General features: G+C 73.8%; 20 protein-coding genes. 1 reads left to right on the top strand and 19 read right to left on the bottom strand.

Going from position 1 to position 15,947, the window contains the following annotated elements:
• The first annotated feature begins 120 nt into the window (after positions 1-120).
• Positions 121-666, top strand: coding sequence for a hypothetical protein (locus ACFVHB_RS24480; RefSeq protein WP_380326111.1), 546 nt, complete (start codon positions 121-123; stop codon positions 664-666).
• A gap of 25 nt (positions 667-691) precedes the next feature.
• Here the strand turns inward: ACFVHB_RS24480 and ACFVHB_RS24475 are convergent, their stop codons facing one another.
• The 19 genes from ACFVHB_RS24475 to ACFVHB_RS24385 all read right to left on the bottom strand — a co-directional run bounded on the left by ACFVHB_RS24475 (position 692) and on the right by ACFVHB_RS24385 (position 15,942).
• Positions 692-3,454 (bottom strand): amino acid adenylation domain-containing protein, encoded by a 2,763-nt coding sequence (locus ACFVHB_RS24475; RefSeq protein WP_380326108.1) that lies wholly within the window; start codon positions 3,452-3,454, stop codon positions 692-694.
• Between the two features lie 37 nt (positions 3,455-3,491).
• Entirely contained in the window at positions 3,492-4,337 is an 846-nt protein-coding gene (locus ACFVHB_RS24470; RefSeq protein WP_380326105.1) for an SDR family oxidoreductase, read from the bottom strand.
• Complete coding sequence (locus ACFVHB_RS24465; RefSeq protein ID WP_380326102.1) at positions 4,334-5,056, bottom strand: thioesterase II family protein; 723 nt, start codon at positions 5,054-5,056, stop codon at positions 4,334-4,336. The genes ACFVHB_RS24470 and ACFVHB_RS24465 overlap by 4 nt, the downstream gene beginning before the upstream one ends.
• 110 nt (positions 5,057-5,166) lie before the next feature.
• Positions 5,167-5,385 (bottom strand): MbtH family protein, encoded by a 219-nt coding sequence (locus ACFVHB_RS24460; protein ID WP_380326099.1) that lies wholly within the window; start codon positions 5,383-5,385, stop codon positions 5,167-5,169.
• A gap of 48 nt (positions 5,386-5,433) precedes the next feature.
• Positions 5,434-6,150 (bottom strand): 2-hydroxychromene-2-carboxylate isomerase, encoded by a 717-nt coding sequence (locus tag ACFVHB_RS24455; protein ID WP_380326096.1) that lies wholly within the window; start codon positions 6,148-6,150, stop codon positions 5,434-5,436.
• Between the two features lie 94 nt (positions 6,151-6,244).
• Complete coding sequence (gene fabG, locus ACFVHB_RS24450; protein ID WP_380326093.1) at positions 6,245-6,991, bottom strand: 3-oxoacyl-[acyl-carrier-protein] reductase; 747 nt, start codon at positions 6,989-6,991, stop codon at positions 6,245-6,247.
• Between the two features lie 11 nt (positions 6,992-7,002).
• Entirely contained in the window at positions 7,003-7,482 is a 480-nt protein-coding gene (locus tag ACFVHB_RS24445) for a 3-hydroxyacyl-ACP dehydratase FabZ family protein (RefSeq protein ID WP_380326090.1), read from the bottom strand.
• Positions 7,479-7,895: a 3-hydroxyacyl-ACP dehydratase FabZ family protein gene (locus ACFVHB_RS24440; protein ID WP_380326087.1), complete on the bottom strand. Its 417-nt coding sequence runs from the start codon at positions 7,893-7,895 to the stop codon at positions 7,479-7,481. Before ACFVHB_RS24440 ends, ACFVHB_RS24445 begins: the two co-directional genes overlap by 4 nt.
• Positions 7,895-8,143: an acyl carrier protein gene (locus ACFVHB_RS24435; protein WP_380326084.1), complete on the bottom strand. Its 249-nt coding sequence runs from the start codon at positions 8,141-8,143 to the stop codon at positions 7,895-7,897. Before ACFVHB_RS24435 ends, ACFVHB_RS24440 begins: the two co-directional genes overlap by 1 nt.
• A 34-nt stretch (positions 8,144-8,177) precedes the next feature.
• The gene (locus tag ACFVHB_RS24430; RefSeq protein WP_380326081.1) at positions 8,178-9,287 is read right to left on the bottom strand and encodes a beta-ketoacyl synthase N-terminal-like domain-containing protein; all 1,110 of its coding nucleotides are present in this window, start codon (positions 9,285-9,287) and stop codon (positions 8,178-8,180) included.
• Between the two features lie 77 nt (positions 9,288-9,364).
• Entirely contained in the window at positions 9,365-9,748 is a 384-nt protein-coding gene (locus tag ACFVHB_RS24425; RefSeq protein WP_380326078.1) for a hypothetical protein, read from the bottom strand.
• On the bottom strand, positions 9,748-10,155 hold the full coding sequence (locus tag ACFVHB_RS24420) for a hypothetical protein (protein ID WP_380326075.1): 408 nt from the start codon (positions 10,153-10,155) through the stop codon (positions 9,748-9,750). The genes ACFVHB_RS24425 and ACFVHB_RS24420 overlap by 1 nt, the downstream gene beginning before the upstream one ends.
• A gap of 1 nt (position 10,156) precedes the next feature.
• Entirely contained in the window at positions 10,157-10,528 is a 372-nt protein-coding gene (locus ACFVHB_RS24415) for a hypothetical protein (RefSeq protein ID WP_380326072.1), read from the bottom strand.
• Positions 10,525-11,493 carry a thioesterase family protein gene (locus ACFVHB_RS24410; protein WP_380326069.1) on the bottom strand — a complete coding sequence of 323 codons (969 nt, stop codon included), beginning with the start codon at positions 11,491-11,493 and terminating at the stop codon, positions 10,525-10,527. The genes ACFVHB_RS24415 and ACFVHB_RS24410 overlap by 4 nt, the downstream gene beginning before the upstream one ends.
• On the bottom strand, positions 11,490-12,368 hold the full coding sequence (locus ACFVHB_RS24405; RefSeq protein ID WP_380326066.1) for an alpha/beta fold hydrolase: 879 nt from the start codon (positions 12,366-12,368) through the stop codon (positions 11,490-11,492). The genes ACFVHB_RS24410 and ACFVHB_RS24405 overlap by 4 nt, the downstream gene beginning before the upstream one ends.
• Entirely contained in the window at positions 12,365-13,243 is an 879-nt protein-coding gene (locus ACFVHB_RS24400) for a beta-ketoacyl synthase N-terminal-like domain-containing protein (RefSeq protein ID WP_380326063.1), read from the bottom strand. The genes ACFVHB_RS24405 and ACFVHB_RS24400 overlap by 4 nt, the downstream gene beginning before the upstream one ends.
• Positions 13,243-14,391, bottom strand: coding sequence for a beta-ketoacyl-[acyl-carrier-protein] synthase family protein (locus ACFVHB_RS24395; protein ID WP_380326060.1), 1,149 nt, complete (start codon positions 14,389-14,391; stop codon positions 13,243-13,245). Before ACFVHB_RS24395 ends, ACFVHB_RS24400 begins: the two co-directional genes overlap by 1 nt.
• A complete protein-coding gene (locus ACFVHB_RS24390; protein ID WP_380326057.1) occupies positions 14,388-15,653 on the bottom strand; it encodes a beta-ketoacyl-[acyl-carrier-protein] synthase family protein in 1,266 nt (421 codons plus the stop codon). The genes ACFVHB_RS24395 and ACFVHB_RS24390 overlap by 4 nt, the downstream gene beginning before the upstream one ends.
• Before the next feature lie 34 nt (positions 15,654-15,687).
• Positions 15,688-15,942 (bottom strand): acyl carrier protein, encoded by a 255-nt coding sequence (locus ACFVHB_RS24385; RefSeq protein WP_380326054.1) that lies wholly within the window; start codon positions 15,940-15,942, stop codon positions 15,688-15,690.
• Between the last annotated feature and the right edge of the window lie 5 nt (positions 15,943-15,947).

Here is a 15,947-nt window from a genome sequence, read left to right as displayed (position 1 = left end):
AACGACAAGGAACAACGGACCAGAGCCCATGTCTAACAGCGGGCCGGAAGAGCGGACAACGCCGCTTGCAGAAAGCTGCCACACCTTGGTGGTGGAACTGCCGCGTGCTAGCGTCGCGGCATGGACGAGAACCCGAAGGCGGAGCCGCCGACAGGCCTGCTGATCGACCGTTACATGCCGGAATGGCATTTCCGGGAACACCATTGGGTGAAGGTGTCGGCGGCTCCCGGGGAGGTGCTCGGGGCGGCCCGCGAGCTGACCTGGCGGGAGGCCCCGGTGGCCCGCGCGCTGCTCGCGTTCACCAAGAACAGGCTGCGCCCCGACGGCCGGGTGCTGGACGACTTCGCCATGGGCGGGGACACCGTACTGGAGCTGTCCGAAGGGGAGTTGGTGTACGGCGGGATCGGCTCACCGGCCGGCCCGGTACGTCCGGACCGGCCGATGGCGGAGGTGTTCGGCGCCTACGCCGAGCCCGGCTGCACCAAGGTCGTCTTCACCCTGCGGTGCGCCGGTGGAATCCTGTCGACGGAGACCAGGATCCTGGCCACGGACGAGCCGACCCGGCGCAGCTTCGGGCGTTACTGGGCGGCCATTCGCATTCCCAGTGGAATGATCCGCATCGCCCTGCTGGCGGCACTCAAGCGCCGGGTCGACATTCCGTCCTGAACAGGACCTTCGGGCGGCCTGTAATTCAGCTCCGGGTGCCCCGGACGAGTTCGATGAACCGGCCCGCCGAGGAGTTCCGGTAGAAGTCCTGGGTGGTGACCTTCGGCAGCCCCTGCTCGCGCATTTCCCGCAGCACCCGGATGACCAGCAGCGAATTGCCGCCGAGTTCGAAGAAATTGTCCTGCGGGGTCACCTCGGCGTTCAGCGCGTGGCTCCACAGTTTGAGGATCCGGTCGGCCAGCGGATCGCCCGGGCCGGCCGGGGCACCACCCGCCGGCGTACCGTCCGTCGCGGTGCCGTCCGCCGGGGTGCCGTCCGTCGCGGTGCCGTTCACCGCTCCGGCCGCCGTTCCGTTCACCGTTCCGCCCGCGGCCGGCGCTCCGGCGCCCGGGGCCGGCAGTGCGGCGGTGTCCACCTTACCGTTGATGGTCAGCGGGATCGCCGCGACCGCGGTGACCGAGGCCGGCACCATGTACGCGGGCAGCACCCCGCGGGCGTGCGCCAGCACGTCGGCCGGGCCGGCCGCGCCGCGCAGCGTGACGTAGGCGTCGATCCGCGCGGTGGCGGCGTCGCCCGGGGTGTCGTGGTTCAGCACGGTGGCCGCGCCCGCCACGTCCGGGTGGGAGAGCAGCACGTTGCGGATCTCGTCCAGCTCGATCCGGTGCCCGCGGACCTTGACCTGGCTGTCGAGCCGGCCGAGGTGGTCCAGGGAGCCGTCCGGGCGCAGCCGCCCGCGGTCACCGCTGCGGTAGACCCGGCCGCCGCCGTAGGGGTCGGTGACGAACCGCTGGGCGGTCAGCTCGGGCTGGCCGAGGTAGCGGTCGGCCACGCCGGCCCCGCCCACGAAGATCTCGCCCGCCGCGCCGGCCGGCAGCAGCCGTCCGCGCGGGTCGCGCACCGACAGGCTCCAGCCGGGCAGCGCCGGGCCGACCTCGCGGCCGCCGGCCAGGACGTCGGCGGGGGTGACGGTGTGGGCGGTGACGTGCACCGTGGTCTCGGTGATGCCGAACATGTTCACCAGCCGGCAGGCGGTGTGCGAGTGCCGGGCGAACCAGGGGGCGAGCATCCGGACGTCGAGCGGCTCGCCGCCGAAGACCACCAGCCGGACGGCCAGCGCGTCGGCGGGAGCCCGCCGGTCGGTCTCCACCAGCTGGGCGAACGCGGACGGCGTCTGGTTGAGGACGGTCACGCCCTCGCGCACCAGCAGGCCGTGGAACAGCTCCGGGTCGCGGGTGGTCCAGTAGTCGACCACGACCAGCCGGCCCCCGGTGAGCAGGCAGCCCCAGATCTCCCAGACCGAGAAGTCGAAGGCGCTGGAGTGGAACAGCGTCCACACGTCCTCGGTGCCGAGCCGGAAGTCCTCGCGGGTCGCCTCGATCAGTGCGGCGACGTTGCGGTGCGGGACGACCACGCCCTTGGGCCGGCCGGTGGAGCCGGAGGTGTAGATGACGTAGGCCGGTGCCGAGCCGTCCTCGGTGCGAACCCCGGCCGCCGGGGCCCCGTCGGCCAGGGCGCGCAGCTCGGCCGGGGTGACCACCCGGACGCCGTCGAGATCCGCCGGGAGGCCCGCGCCGGTGCCGATGACCACGGCGGCGCCCGCGTTCCCGACGGTGTAGCGCAGCCGGTCCTCCGGGTAGCGCAGGTCCATGGGCACGTACGCGCAGCCGGCCTTGAGCACGCCGAGCAGGCTGATCACCAGGTCCGCGTCGCGTTCCAGCGCGACCCCGACCATCGCGCCGGGGGCCACCCCGAGGGCGCGCAGCCCAGCGGCGGTCCGCTCGGCCAGGGCGTCCAGCGCGGCGTAGCTCAGGCTGGTGTCGCCGGCGGTCAGCGCGACCGCCTCCGGCCGGGCGCGGGCGACCTCGGCGAACAGCCCGTCGATCGTCCGGGCGGCTCGTCCGGCGTCGCCGGCCGGCGGGGTGACGCCGAGGGCGAGCAACTGCGCGGTCTCGGCGGGCGTGAGCAGCTCGACCCGGTCCAGCGGCAGCGCCGGGTCGGCGGCCACCTGGGCGGCGACGTGGGCGACATGGGCCGCGAACCGCTCGGCGATGACCGGCGCCAGCTCGGCGGGGTGGTACCGGAGCAGGCCGGTGGCGGTGCCGTCGGGCTGCCGGGTGAAGTGCAGCACGCCGGGCAGGGCGGGGGCCAGCCGGGGCAGCCGCCACTGGCCCGGCCGGGCGTCCTCGACCAGCACGCCGATCCCGCCCAGGTCCAGCAGGCCGCCCGGGTGCGCGGGCCGGCCGGCCAGGTAGGTGGCCGCGGCCTGTTCCTCGTCCACCGGCGCGCCGGCGCCGTACCGGGCCAGCACCAGGGCGGCGGCACCGGTGAGCAGCGCGGGGTCGCCGGGCAGGCCGGGCGGCAGCGGTACCGGGAGCTCGGCGGTGCGCCCGGCGTCGGCGGGGTCGCCGAGGCCCCACTCCAGGACGGGGCGGGGCCCGGCGGGCGGCTCCGGCGCGGCCGGGCGAATGCCCAGGGGGTCGCCGTCCAGGGCGAGTTCGTGCCGGGCGACCAGCACGAGGTCGGCGTCACCGTCGGCGTAGTGCAGCAGCAGCGCGCGCAGCGGCAGGCCGGCGGCGCGCAGCGGGCGGGCGGCCTCCCGGCGGGCCCGGGCGGCGGCCCGCGGGTGGCCGGCCGGCAGCGGGAGGCGTTCCTCCCACAGCCGCAGGCCGGCGAGGTCCGCGCGGACCCCGGCGGCGGTGCGCAGCCGCTGCCGCAGCTCCTCGGCATCGACAGGGCCCGGCATCCGGACCACCAGGCTGTGGCATGACGCGGCCTGACTTCTCGACATGGTCGGACTCCTGACGTACGTGAGAGCGAGGGGCGGGTCAGCGGGCGCTGAAGCCGCCGTCGACGGTGAGGGTGGTCCCGGTGACCTGGCGGGAGTCGTCGCCGGCGAGCCAGAGCGCGGCGCCGGCGATGTCCTGCGGCTCGATGAGGGCGTTCATCGGCTGGGACTGGACGAAGATCTCCTCGTGCTCGTCGACGGCGACGTCGAGCGAGCGGGCGATCTCGGCGAGCATCCGGCCCTCGTGCAGCGGGTCGTCGCGGACCGAGCCGGGGCAGAGGGCGTTGACCCGGACCCGGAACGGCGCGTAGTCGAGGGCGGCGGCCTTGGTCAGGCCGATCAGGCCGTGCTTGGCGGCGACGTAGCCGGCGAAGTGCCGGTAGCCGACCAGGCCGGCGGTGGAGGCGACGTTGATGACGCTGCCGGAGCGCTGCTCCACCATGGCGGGGACGACCGCCTTCGTCATCCGCCAGGCGCCGGTGAGGTCGATGCCGACCATCAGCTCCCACTCGTCCTCGGCGATCTCGTGGACGGCCTTGCCGGAGGGCGCGGCGATGCCGGCGTTGTTGAGCAGGACGTCCACGGTGCCGAAACGTTCCAGCGCCTGGTCGGCGACCTCCGCCACGGCCGCCGGGTCGCGGACGTCGGCGGCCACGGTGTGCACCGCGACCCCGTGCGCCCGGCAGAGCCCGGCGGTGTGGTCCAGCTGGCCGCGCGAACCCAGCGGGTACGGCACGCCGTCGAGATCGCCGGCCACGTCGACCAGCACCAGGTCGGCCCCTTCGGCGGCGAACCGGACGGCGCAGGAGCGGCCGAGGCCGCGGGCCGCACCGGTGACCACGGCGGTCCTGCCCGCGAGCCGGCCGCCCGCGGTGGCGCCGCTCACGACGCCCGGCCCGCGGGGGCGGCCAGCGCGGCGGTGACGGCCTCGACCACCGGCAGCGGCGAGTCGGCCAGGTACATGTGTCCGCCGGCCGGCTCCACCAGCCGGAACGCGGCGGTGGTGGCCTTGCGCCACTCCTCGGCCTCGGCGCGGGTCACCAGGGTGTCCCCGGTGGCGCGCAGCGAGGTGACCGGGGTGTGCAGCGGCTCGTCGGAGCCGGGCCGGTAGTTCTCGTGCATCTCCACGTCCGCCCGCAGGATCGGCAGCAGCAGCTCGCGCATGTCCGGGTCGGCCAGCGCGTCGTGCTCGTAGCCGGCGAACTCCTGGACCCGGGCGAGGAAGGCGTCATCGTCCAGGCCGGTGGCCCGGCTGCTGCGGCCGGTCCACGGGCCGGGCGAGCCGCTGACGAACAGGTGGGCGAGCGCGGTCTCCGGCTGCCGCTCCAGCACCCGGGCGAGCTCGAAGGCCAGGACGGCGCCCAGGCTGTGCCCGAACAGCGCGACCGGGCCGTCCCCGGCCAGCTCGGCGACCTTCGGCGCGAGCGCGACGGCCGCGGTGGCGGCGTCGGTGAACGGCTCGTCGAGGAACAGCTCCTCCCGGCCGGGCAGTTGGAGCGGGACTATGCGCGGTGCGGGTGCGGGGAGGTTCTTCCAGGCCCGGTAGAAACCGGCGCCGCCCCCCGCGAACGGAAGGCACACCAGGGAGTGGGTCATCAGCGGCATCGCTTTCTGGGAAGCTGCGTGGTCTCCACGCTGTCATCGGCGCCCGAGCACGGGCAACGGGCGTTGCAGATTGCTGCCAACGCCCGCTGCCCGCCTGCCCGGTGAGGGGGTCAGGCGACCGTGTCCATGGCGTCCGCCAGGGACTTCGGCCGCATGTCGGTCCAGTTCTCGTTGATGTAGTCGAGGCACGCCTGACGGCCGTCCTCGCCGAACGCGGTGGTCCAGCCGGCCGGGATCTCGGCGAAGGCGGGCCAGAGCGAGTGCTGGTTCTCCTCGTTGACGAGGACCAGGTAGCGGGCGTCGTCGTTCTCGAACGGGTTGCTGGCCACGGCGGGTCTCCTTGGCGGTGAAAGGGGTGTGGGCGGATGGTTCGGGGGCTACGTGGACGGGTCGGACGGGCCGGTCGAGTTGGACGGGCCGGTCGAGCCGGACGGGCCGGCTGAGCCGGACGGCCTGGGAGAGCCGGCTGAGCCGGACGGGCCGGCCGAGTTCAGGCGCTCGATGAAGTCCGGCAGCCGGTCGACGCCCCAGTACTTGTCGAAGCCGCAGATGAAGAACGGGACGCCGAACACCCCGTCGCGGTGGAGCGAGTTGAGCGCCGACATGCCCAGCTCGCGGATCCCGGCGTCCTCGTGCGCGCCGGCCAGTTGCTCCGGGTCCAGCCCGATCGTCTCGCCGATCTTGCGCATGGTGTCGGGGGACGAGATGTCCTCGCCGCGCTCCCACCGGGCGCGGTAGGTCTCGGCGATGAACTCCCGTCCGGCGCCGAGGCGTTGGGCGGCCAGGTAGGCCAGGTGGGAGACCTCCCAGCGGGGTGCCGGGTCCACCGGCCACACCATCTCCAGGTTCCGGGCCCGGGTCAGGCGCCGGACGTCCTGGAGGATGTAGAGGTGCTTCTCCTTGGACATCGGGACGTACGGCAGCGTGATGTTGCTGCGCTCCAGCTCGTCCAGGGCCGGTGCGTCCGGCTCCCAGAACGGCAGCCAGTCGATCCGCTCGGCCACGTCCGGGTGGTGGTCCACCAGGTCCCGGTAGGCCATCCACGAGTAGGGGCTCCGGAAGGAGAAGTACCAGCGCGGTCCGCGTCGTGCCATCGCCGCCTCCGTTTCTTGGCGTGGTTCGAAGGGCCCGGACGTTCCGAAGAGGTGTCGGCCGGACCCGTCCCGGGGCCTGTCCGGCGGACAGGTCCTAGATGGTGATGCCGCCGTCGATCTGGAGCACCGCGCCGGTGATGTACGCGGCCCGGTCCGAGACCAGGTAGGCGACCAGGTCGGCGACCTCCTCCGCGGTGCCCATCCGGCGCAGCGGGATCGAGGAGAGCGCCTCCTTGCGGGCCTTGTCGTTCATCGCGGCGACCATGTCCGTCTCGATGAACCCCGGGGCGACGGCGTTCACCCGGATGCCGGCCCGGCCGGTCTCCTTGGCCAGGGCCCGGGTGAAGCCGATGATCCCGGCCTTGGAGGCCGAGTAGTTGGTCTGCGTGCCGTGGCCGTAGACCCCGGCGACCGAGGAGATGTTGACGACGGCGCCGCCGCGGCGCTTCATCATGCCGAACACCACCGCGCGGCAGACGTGGTAGACGCCGTCCAGGTTGGTGTCGATGACCTGGCGCCACTGCTCGTCCTCCATCAGGACGAGCGGGTTGTCGCGGGTGATCCCGGCCGCGGTCACGGCCGCGTCGACCGGGCCGAGCAGCTCCTCGGTGGCCTCGATCCAGGCCCGGACCGCGGCGCCGTCGGCGACGTCGACCCGGCTGCCGACGACGCGCACGCCGTGCTCCTCGCCGGTCTTCTCCAGGGTGCGGGCCGCCTCGTCGTCCGAGCGGTAGCAGAACGCGACGTCGAAGCCGTCGCGGGCGAGCGCCCGGACGGTGGCCCGGCCGATGCCGCGCGAGCCGCCGGTGACCAGCGCCACCCGGTGGGTGGTGTCCCCCATGTGATCTCTCCTCAGACGGTGGCCGGGCGCAGCGCCCCGGCCGGGCGGAAGGCCATGACGATCCGGCCGACGGTCATCACGGTCTCGCCGGCCGACCGGGTCTCGCCCTCGAACAGCAGGGTGTCGTCGACCTTGCGGTCCAGCCGGACCAGGTGCTCCAGCACCTCGCCGGGCAGCACCGGGCGGTGGAACTCGACGCCGGTCATGCCGCCGAACAGCATCACCCGGCCGGTCAGCACGTCCGGGTTGGGGTCGTCCCAGGTGGCCAGGACGCCGGCCGACTGGCACCAGGACTCCACCAGCAGCGAGCGCGGGTAGCCGAAGCCCTCGTCCGGGGTGTCCGGGCCGAGCTCCTCGTACCACGGCTCGTTGCAGGTGACCGCCTTGAGCGCGGTCAGCCGCTCGCCGGGGACGAGGTGCACGACGCGGTCCACCAGCAGCATCGGGAAGCGGTGCGGCAGCCGGGCCCGGATCTCCCGCTGGCCGATCACGCCGCCACCTCCGGTTCCGGAGCCGGGGCCGGGGCCGGCCGGCCGTAGCGGAGCCGGACGCTCGCGGCCGGGCCGCGCTCGGTGCTCAGCCTGGCCCGGCACTGCCAGGCGCCGGCCGGGGTCCGCTTCCACTCCATGGCGATCTCCACCCGGTCGCCGGGGAAGACCGGCCCGGTGAACCGGGTGGACTCCACCGCGGCCAGCTCGCCGCCCGCGGCCTCGGCCGGCAGGGTGGCCAGGGCGCCCCGGTGGGTGCACTCGACCAGGCAGACGCCCGGGAAGATCGGGAAGCCCGGGTAGTGGCCGGGCAGCACGGTCTCGGTCCCGGCCACGCGGAAGCGGGCCGCGGTGCGCAGCTCGTCCTCCGCGGGCAGCACCTCGACCGCGCCGCGCAGTGGACCGGCGGCGGGCATCAGGCCGCCTTCGCCGCGGCGAGCCGGTCGAGCAGGACGTCGTAGGCGTTCCGCAGGGTGGTGATCTGCTTGAGGTCCGACTCCGGCAGCTTGACGCCGTACTTCTTCTCCAGCACGACCACGACCTCCAGCGCCATCAGCGAGTCGACCTCAAGGTCGTCGACGAAGCGCGCGTGGTCGGTGACCTCGGCGGTGTCGACGTCCAGCACCTGCGCCACCAGGGCGCGCAGTTCTTCCTTGTCCAGCACGGGTGTTCCGCCTTTCGGTGGGGTTCGGTGGAGCTCAGCGCAGGCCGAGCAGGGCGCAGCCGACGGTGCCGGTGCGGTCCACGGAGGTGATCACGCCGATCCGGCCGGCCGTCTCGGCGGGCCGGTCCGCGGCGTACGACAGCAGGGCGGTGGCCTGGAACGCGGCCGCGGCCGCCCCGGTGTCGCCGATCAGCCCGGTCAGCGTCAGGTCGGCGTACTCCGCCGCCCCGAGCACCTCCCGGACGGCCTCGGTCTCGGCCAGGCCCTCGCGGCCGGGCGCCCCGGAGCGGGCGACGGCGGCCACCTGCCCGGGTTCGACGCCGGCCCGGTCCAGCGCGGCGCGCAGCGCGGCGGCGAGCGCCGGGCCGGTGCCGCCGTCCAGGACGACCCGCAGTTCCACGGCGAGGAGTTCGGCCAGCACCGGCTGCTCCGGGTCCTCCGGGGTGTGCGGCTCGACCAGCAGCATGGCGCAGCCCTCACCGAGCGCGGGTGCGCCGTCGCCGCCGGGCTCGCCGCTGTGGTGCTCCAGCCAGGCGCGGGCCGGGCTGAACTCCTCGGCGGCGCCGCACAGGACGGTCCGGGCGCGCCCGGAGCCGAGCAGCCGGCGCGAGTAGTTGAGCGCGTGCAGGCCGGCCGTGCGGCCGCCCGCGATGGTGGCGTTGGGGCCCTTGAGCTGGTACCAGATGGCGCTCTGGCCGGCGGCGCAGTTCATCACCGTGTTGGGGAAGCGCGCCGGGTCGACGAAGAAGGGCTGCTCGCCGGTGAGCGAGTCGCGGGTGAAGTCCATCATCGACTGGGCGCTGCCGGTGGTGGTGCCGAGCGCGAACGCGGCGCCCTCGCCGGTGCCGACGGCGCGGTTGCGCGGCCCGTCGTCCAGCAGCGAGCCGACGGCGGTGACGGCGAGCCCGGTGACCCGGTCCATCGAGCGGGTGCCCTTCTTGCCGAGCACCTCCCGGATCGAGAAGCCGGGGACGACGTGGCCGGTCCCGTCGGGGGTGGTGCCGTGCTCGGGGCCCAGTGCGGTGACGGTGCCGCGGCGCTCGCGCAGGCCCTCGGTGAAGGCTGCCCGGCCGATGCCGTACGGCGACACGGCCGACCAGGCGGTGATCACCGGGCGTCCGGCGCCCGGGGTGAGGGTGGTCATGACCGTCACCATGTCCTTCCGGTTCGGGGTTGGCGGTTCTGGGGTGTGCTGCGAAGTTCCGTGTGGGCAGCGGTGGTTCAGAGGAAGACGACCATTCGGTAGGTGCTCCAGCGGGCGGCGGTCGCGCCCGGCGGGGCGAGTTCGACGCCCTCGATCACCGGCCGCGGCGAGCCCAGCGCCGCGAGGTCGGGCTCCTCGACCAGGACGCGCACGCCCGCGCCGAGCAGCGTGCGCAACCCCTGGCGGGGGTCGGTGAGGGTGTCCACCGTGCGGTTGCCGATCCGCAGCGACGGCACCGGGCCGGCGTCCAGGGCGTAGCTGACGGCCGAGCCGCGCAGCAGGACGTCGAGCCCGCCGAGCTGGCGGTGCAGCTCGGTGGCGAGGTACAGCTCGTCGAAGAACTGCTTGTCGAGCGCGCCGCGGTAGCCGCGCTCCACGATGGCCAGCACCCGGCCGTCCATCAGATCACCCCCAGCAGCAGGGTCTTGTCGGCGGCCGCGACGTTGGCGGCGTACCCGGCGGGCGGGCGGAGCACCACCTGCGGGAGGTGGTCCACCGCGCCGCGGTCGTCGCTGCAGAACCGGCAGCCGTACCAGTACAGCCGGTCGGGGTAGGCGGTGAGCAGCTCCTCGGCGAGGGTGACCAGCGAGGGGTAGTCCCGGTTCCAGTCGGCGAGGTTGCGGGGCTTGTCCGCGCCGAGCGGGCGCTGGGTGATCAGCGTCGCGTAGCCGCAGGTCCACACCTGTACGGTGGCGCCGCGCTCCAGGAGCGCCTGGGTCAGCCGCAGGGCGGTGGTGACCTGGTCCGATGCGTGGGGGGCGCCCATCAGGGTGACGAGCACGTCCGTGTGCGGAATCTGCCTGGCCACTTCAGTGCCACACCACCCGCACGGCCGGATCGAGGATCCAGCCCGCCACCACGTCCATCCCGACGACCCGGAGCTCGGGTCGCAGGGCGGCCGTGTCGAGGCCGTGCTGGGCGAGCGAGAAGCTGTCCGCGGCGAGGACCCCGCCCTGCTCCTGGAACCGGTCCAGGTCGCTGTCGCTGCCCGGGACGGCGAGCACCACCCCGTCCTGGACCAGGAAGAGGAGCGCGGACTGTCCGGTGAGCACCTGGGTGACCGCGTCGCGCCGGAAGCCGGCGTCCGTCGTGACGCGGCCCTGGCTCTCGATGAGCAGCAGGCGCGGCGAGGCGCCCTCCCAGGCCTCGCTCACGAGCGTGAGCTCACTGCTCTCGTTCACGCCGCCCGGACTCCGTTGATCGCGTCGAGGACGTGCTGGTCGAAGCTGACCAGGCTCCAGTCGCGACGGTTCTCGATCACCGCGTAGCCGTGCACGATGCGGCCGGTGGCGGTCTTGACCAGCTTGCCCTCGCGCAGCACGTAGAAGTCCATCCGCGAGGTGTAGGTGAAGTCCTTGAAGACCTCCTCGACGGTGTAGACCGTGTAGAGGTCCTCCTCCATCAGCGCCTCGTCGAGGACGCGGATGTCGGACCGCGGCACGACCGGGATCCACTTCCGGTCGTCGAGCAGGGTCTTGATGGAGATGCCGCGGTCCGCGACGAAGCGGTCCTTGCCCTCCTCCATCAGCCGCAGGTAGCCGGACATCTGGATGCGCTCGGTGAAGTGGCAGTACGGGTACGGGATGTTCCACTTCCAGGCGTACGCGTTCCGCCCGGCGGTCAGCGCGGCGAGGATCTCCTCCTCGGCGGGCGCGGCGGTGGCCGGCTCGCGCTCCAGGTCGTCGCCGAGCCCGGCGACGGCGAAGCGGGCGAGCTGCTCCGGTACGGCGCCGGCCGCCTCCAGGTAGGTGTCGATCCGGAGCGAGACCCGGACCTTGGAGGTGACGGCCTTGAGGATCTCGCCGCCCCGCTCGATCCGGACGGTGACCTTGAAGCCGATCGTCCCGTCCTCGTCCTTGGTCCACGGCGCGACCTCGGCGGTGGCGAGGTCGTCCATGTGGAAGGCGTGCAGGATGCGGGTGTCGATGGAGACGAGGTCGAGGCCGAGGCCGTGCTCCTCGTAGAGCGCGCGGGCCGGCAGGGCGCTCTGCCGGAAGTGGTCCAGCACGGCCTCCTCGACGAGGTAGTTGACGTGCTTGAACCCGATCCAGGTGCAGATGTTGGAGCCCTCGTAGCGGGGGCGGACCTGGGTGGTGGTGGTCGTGGTCAGCAGCGCCTTGACGGCGGTGTCCGTGACGAGGGTCATCGCTGGAGCTCCATGGCTTCGGGGAGGGCCCGTCCGCGCTGGGGGGACGGGCCGGGGGTGGTGTGGACGAAGTCGGCGACCGCGGCGGCGAACCGCTCCGCCGTGTCGAGCATCGGGAAGTGCCCGCTGCCGGGCAGGACCAGGCACCGCGCGTCGGGCAGGGCGGCGGCCAGGGCCACGCCCTCCTCCGGGCGGGCGGCGAAGTCGGTCTCGCCGGCCAGGACGAGGGTGGGCAGGGTGAGCCGGTCGGTCGCCAGGGCGGGCGTGCGCAGGTACAGGTCGAAGAACCGGAACCAGCCGTACGGCCCGACCCGGTCGCGGACCCGCTCGCCCATGGCCCGGCGGAGGTCGGCCGCGAGCCGGCCGCCGGAGTGCGCCCTGATCCCCTCCTCCATGATCAGGTGGAAGTCGTTCAGGTAGTAGCTGATCGTGTCCCAGTCGAACTGGTCGGCCCGGGACCGGTAGAACGGGGAGACCAGCACCAGCGCCCGGATGCCGTACCGGCGCGGCGCGTCGACGCCCGCCCTGAGCTCCCGGTCGAGCAGGTCGAGCAGGACGTTGGCCGCCATCGAGTGGGCGACCACCACCTCGGCGCCGCCGGGCACCGCCCGCAGCGCCTCGGCGAGCAGGGCGCGCAGGTCGGGCTCCTCGTGCCCGCCGTGCCAGTCGGCGATGGTCTCGGTGCGCCAGGGGAGCCGGGCGGTCCACAGCTGGTGGTCCGCGGGCAGTTCGGGGAGGGCGAGGTCCCAGACGGTGTCGTTGGCGGCCAGGCCGTGCAGCAGCAGGACGCGCGGTCCGCGGCCCCCGGTGCGCTGCTCGACCGAGACCGGACGCCGGTCCGGGCCGGCGGCCGCGGGGTCCGCCGCGCCGTTCACGCGGCTTCGGGGGCGAGCAGGAGCAGGTCGGCGCGGGCGTCGCCGTCCGCGCTGCCGGTGACGGCCTGGACCGGGCCCGGCTCGCCGGCGTCGAAGAAGCCGACGGCGGCGGCGACCTGCAGCAGCCCGGCCGTCCCGGACGCCCGGCCGAGGTGGGCCGGCAGCTCCCAGCGGCGGCCGCGCGCGGCGATCTCGCCGGCGCCGCGGCGGTACCCGCCGAGCACGGCCCGGACGGTCGCGGAGCGGGCGGCGGCGGCCGCCCGGGACTCCACCACCAGGGCCGCCCCGCCGTCCACCGCGCGCTCGCCGCCGAGCAGCCTGCGCACCACCTCGTTGTCCGGCTCGACGCCGAGGACGAGGACGCGCTCGGCCCGGCCGGCGGTGATCAGGGTGGCCGCCCAGTGGACGGCGTCCAGACCGGAGGTCTCGCCGTTGCAGACCATCAGGTTGGGGCCGCGCAGCCCGTAGCGGATCGCCGCCGAGGAGGCGATGACGTTGCTGGAGGCGTTCGGCAGGTCCATCGGCGAGGTGGCCGTGACGGTCTCCTCGCGCAGGGTGTCCAGCGCCCGGGCCACGGTGTCGAGGTTGCCGAAGTTGGAGCTGGCGACCACGCCGACGCTGGTGGCGGGCACGGTGATGCCCTCCTTCTCGTCGGCGCCGAGCAGCCCGGCGTCGCGCAGCGCGGCGGCGGTCAGCGCGTAGCCGAGCTGGGTGGCCCGGTCCTTGTAGCGCAGGCCCTTCCGGCCGACGTGGGCGGCCGGGTCGACGGGGGCGCCGCCGGGGGCGGGGCCCTCGGCCAGGGCCCGGACCGTGTCGGTGCCGGGCAGCAGCACGGCGGCGCCGGTGACCACCACGGTGGTGGTTTCAGTCCTCATCAGGAACCCTCCACAATGGCGACGGCGTTGATCCCGCCGAATCCGAAGGCGTTGAGCTGCGCCACCCGCAGCGATGGCTCGGTGGCCGCCCGTCCGGTGACGAAGCGGAACGGCGCGGCCTCCTCGACCGGCTCGTCCAGGCCCACGGTCGGCGGTACCCGCCCCTCGTTGAGCGCCCGCACGCCGATGATCAGGTTGAGCAGGCCGGACGCGCCGGAGGTGTGCCCGGTCATCGACTTCACCGCGGTCATCAGCGGCGTCGAGGCGTCGTCCCCGAGGACGGCGGCGAGCGCGGCGGCCTCCGCCTCGTCGTTGAGGAGGGTGCCGGTGCCGTGCAGCATCACCAGGTCCACGTCGGCGGGCTTGACCCCGGCCAGGCTGTGGGCGGCGCGCATGGCCTCGGCGATGCCCTCCGGGGAGGGCGCGGTCACGTGGTACGCGTCGCAGTTGACGGCGACTCCGCGCAGCCGGCCGTGCACCCGGGGGGCGCCCTCCTCGTCGCGGCGCAGCACGATCGCGGCGGCGCCGTCGCCCATCAGCACGCCGGTGCGGTTGCGGTCGAACGGCCGGACCCGGTCGGGGGGCGTCGGGTGGACGCGCTCCAGCAGCCCGTACATCGACTCGGTGAGGACGTCGACGCCGGCCACGATGACGGTGTCCGGGGCGTCCTCGCCCTCCTGGTCGAGCAGGTCGCCGGCGAGTGCGAGCGCGTAGAGCGAGGCCGAGCAGGCGTTGGAGAAGGTGTGCGTGACGTCGGCGTTGAACCGTTCCCTGAGGCCGGTGCCGAAGTGCAGCCCGGAGTCGGCGAACGGCGAGCCGTCGCGCCACCACAGCTCCAGCGAGCGCAGTTCGCGCAGGCCGGTGCCGACCAGGATCGGGATGCCGGAGAGGTCCTCGCCCAGTCCGGCGTCGGCGGCCGCCTGGGCGATCGCCTCGTGCAGCAGCCGGCCGGCCCGCCCGGCCACGTCCTGGCCGGGCGCCGGGCGGTCGTCGACCTCGTACGCGTACTGCGCCCGGAACCGGGTGCGGTCGAAGCCGCGCAGCTCGGCGCGGCCGCTGACGCCCGCGCACAGGTTCTCGAAGAGCTCACCGACCCCGGAGCCGGTGGCGGCGACGGCACCCATCCCGATGATCGGGCGGATCGTCATGACGCCTCCTTGATTGCGTCGTACCGGCCGAGCAGGACCGCGGCGTTGTTGCCCCCGAAGGCGAGACCGTTGTTCTGGACGATCCGCAGGTCGGCCTCGACGGCCTGGTTGGGCACGCAGTCGACGTCGCACTCGGGGTCGGTGGTGACATGGTTGATGGTGGGCGGGATGAAGCGGTTCCGGATGGCCAGGGCGCAGCCGATCGCGCCGAGCGCGCTGGCGGCGCCCATGCTGTGGCCGAGCATCGACTTCATCGAGACGGTGCGCGGCGGGGTGTCGCCGAAGACCTGGCGGATGGCGCCCGCCTCGGTGATGTCGTTGGCCTTGGTGCCGGTGCCGTGCGCGGAGATGAGGTCCACCTCCTGCGGCTTGACGCCGGCGTTGTCCAGGGCCAGCCGCATCAGTTCGGCGACGCTGTCCCGGTCGGGCGCCACCTGGTGGTGGGCGTCGCAGTTGAGCCCGTAGCCGAGCACCTCGGCGTAGATGGTGGCGCCGCGCTCCAGCGCGGAGTCCAGCCGCTCCAGGACGAGCACGCCCGCGCCCTCACCGGTGAGGATGCCCTTGCGGTCGACGTCGAAGGGCTGGCAGCGGTCCGGGGCGATGGTGCCCAGCCGGTAGAAGCCGGTGAAGGTCTTGCGGCACATCGCGTCCGCGCCGCCGCAGAAGGCGAACTCGGCCTCACCGGAGCTGACGGCGTCGAAGCCGTAGCCGATGGCGTAGTTGCCGGCCGAGCAGGCGGTCGGGATGGTCAGCGCCTCCACGTCGGTCAGGCCCAGTTCCTGGGCGATGGCGACCGACAGCCGTCCGGCCGGCACCCGCCGGGCGGCCGTCGGGTCGAACGTGCCGGTTCCCTCGGCGAGTTCGCGTTCGACCAGCTGGTCGAGGTCGTAGCTCTCGCCGTCGGTGGTGCCGATGGAGATCAGCCCGCGCCGGCCGCGCAGCCGCGTCAGATCGAGACCCGAGTCCTCCAGGGCCATCCGGGCCGCCGCGGTCGAGAACTGCGCGGCCCGGCCGAGCTGTTCGACGTCCAGCGTGCTGATCCAGTCCCTCGGGTCGAAGCCCGTGATCTCGCATCCGTTCGCGTGGGCGAAGCCCTCGGTGTCGAACACCGAGATGGGCCGGGCACCGCTGCGGCCTTCGCGGAGCCCCCGGAGGAACTCCTGAACGCCGAGTCCGATGCTGGACACCACCCCGAGCCCGGTGAGAACCACCCGGTGCCGCCCCGGCCGGGTGCGGCCGGTGCTGCTCTCTGCCGCCGTCATGGCAACCTCCCCATCCGTCGCAGCGTCGTCCGGCCTACCAGCCGGCCGGCTCCGCCACGACCTCGTAGACGCCCTTGAGGTTGACCATGCGGGGCAGCTCGCTCTGGTTGATGACGACGCCGAAGGCCTTCTCCAGCGCGGCCAGGATCTCGATCGCGCGGAGCGAGTCGGCGTCGTGGTCCTCCTTGAAGAGGCTGGTCTCGGTCACCTCGTCCTCCTCGATCTCGAGAATGTCGCAGACGATTTCCTTGATGGTTTCGAGGCGCTCGTCGCGGGTGGCGGTGGTCATGGTTT

The sequence above is a fragment of the Kitasatospora sp. NPDC127111 genome, from assembly GCF_042677465.1.
In the GTDB taxonomy this organism is placed as follows: Bacteria; Actinomycetota; Actinomycetes; order Streptomycetales; family Streptomycetaceae; genus Kitasatospora.
This window is presented reverse-complemented; position numbering and strand designations above follow the sequence as displayed.

Bases quoted from the DNA above. Each gene is read 5' to 3' on its own strand.
- ACFVHB_RS24480 (WP_380326111.1), top strand. From the start codon at position 121: ATGGACGAGAACCCGAAGGCGGAGCCGCCGACAGGCCTGCTGATCGAC.
- ACFVHB_RS24475 (WP_380326108.1), bottom strand. From the start codon at position 3,454: ATGTCGAGAAGTCAGGCCGCGTCATGCCACAGCCTGGTGGTCCGGATG.
- ACFVHB_RS24465 (WP_380326102.1), bottom strand. From the start codon at position 5,056: ATGCCGCTGATGACCCACTCCCTGGTGTGCCTTCCGTTCGCGGGGGGC.
- ACFVHB_RS24455 (WP_380326096.1), bottom strand. From the start codon at position 6,150: ATGGCACGACGCGGACCGCGCTGGTACTTCTCCTTCCGGAGCCCCTAC.
- fabG (WP_380326093.1), bottom strand. From the start codon at position 6,991: ATGGGGGACACCACCCACCGGGTGGCGCTGGTCACCGGCGGCTCGCGC.
- ACFVHB_RS24440 (WP_380326087.1), bottom strand. From the start codon at position 7,895: ATGCCCGCCGCCGGTCCACTGCGCGGCGCGGTCGAGGTGCTGCCCGCG.
- ACFVHB_RS24430 (WP_380326081.1), bottom strand. From the start codon at position 9,287: ATGACCACCCTCACCCCGGGCGCCGGACGCCCGGTGATCACCGCCTGG.
- ACFVHB_RS24425 (WP_380326078.1), bottom strand. From the start codon at position 9,748: ATGGACGGCCGGGTGCTGGCCATCGTGGAGCGCGGCTACCGCGGCGCG.
- ACFVHB_RS24410 (WP_380326069.1), bottom strand. From the start codon at position 11,493: ATGACCCTCGTCACGGACACCGCCGTCAAGGCGCTGCTGACCACGACC.
- ACFVHB_RS24400 (WP_380326063.1), bottom strand. From the start codon at position 13,243: ATGAGGACTGAAACCACCACCGTGGTGGTCACCGGCGCCGCCGTGCTG.
- ACFVHB_RS24395 (WP_380326060.1), bottom strand. From the start codon at position 14,391: ATGACGATCCGCCCGATCATCGGGATGGGTGCCGTCGCCGCCACCGGC.
- ACFVHB_RS24390 (WP_380326057.1), bottom strand. From the start codon at position 15,653: ATGACGGCGGCAGAGAGCAGCACCGGCCGCACCCGGCCGGGGCGGCAC.
- ACFVHB_RS24385 (WP_380326054.1), bottom strand. From the start codon at position 15,942: ATGACCACCGCCACCCGCGACGAGCGCCTCGAAACCATCAAGGAAATC.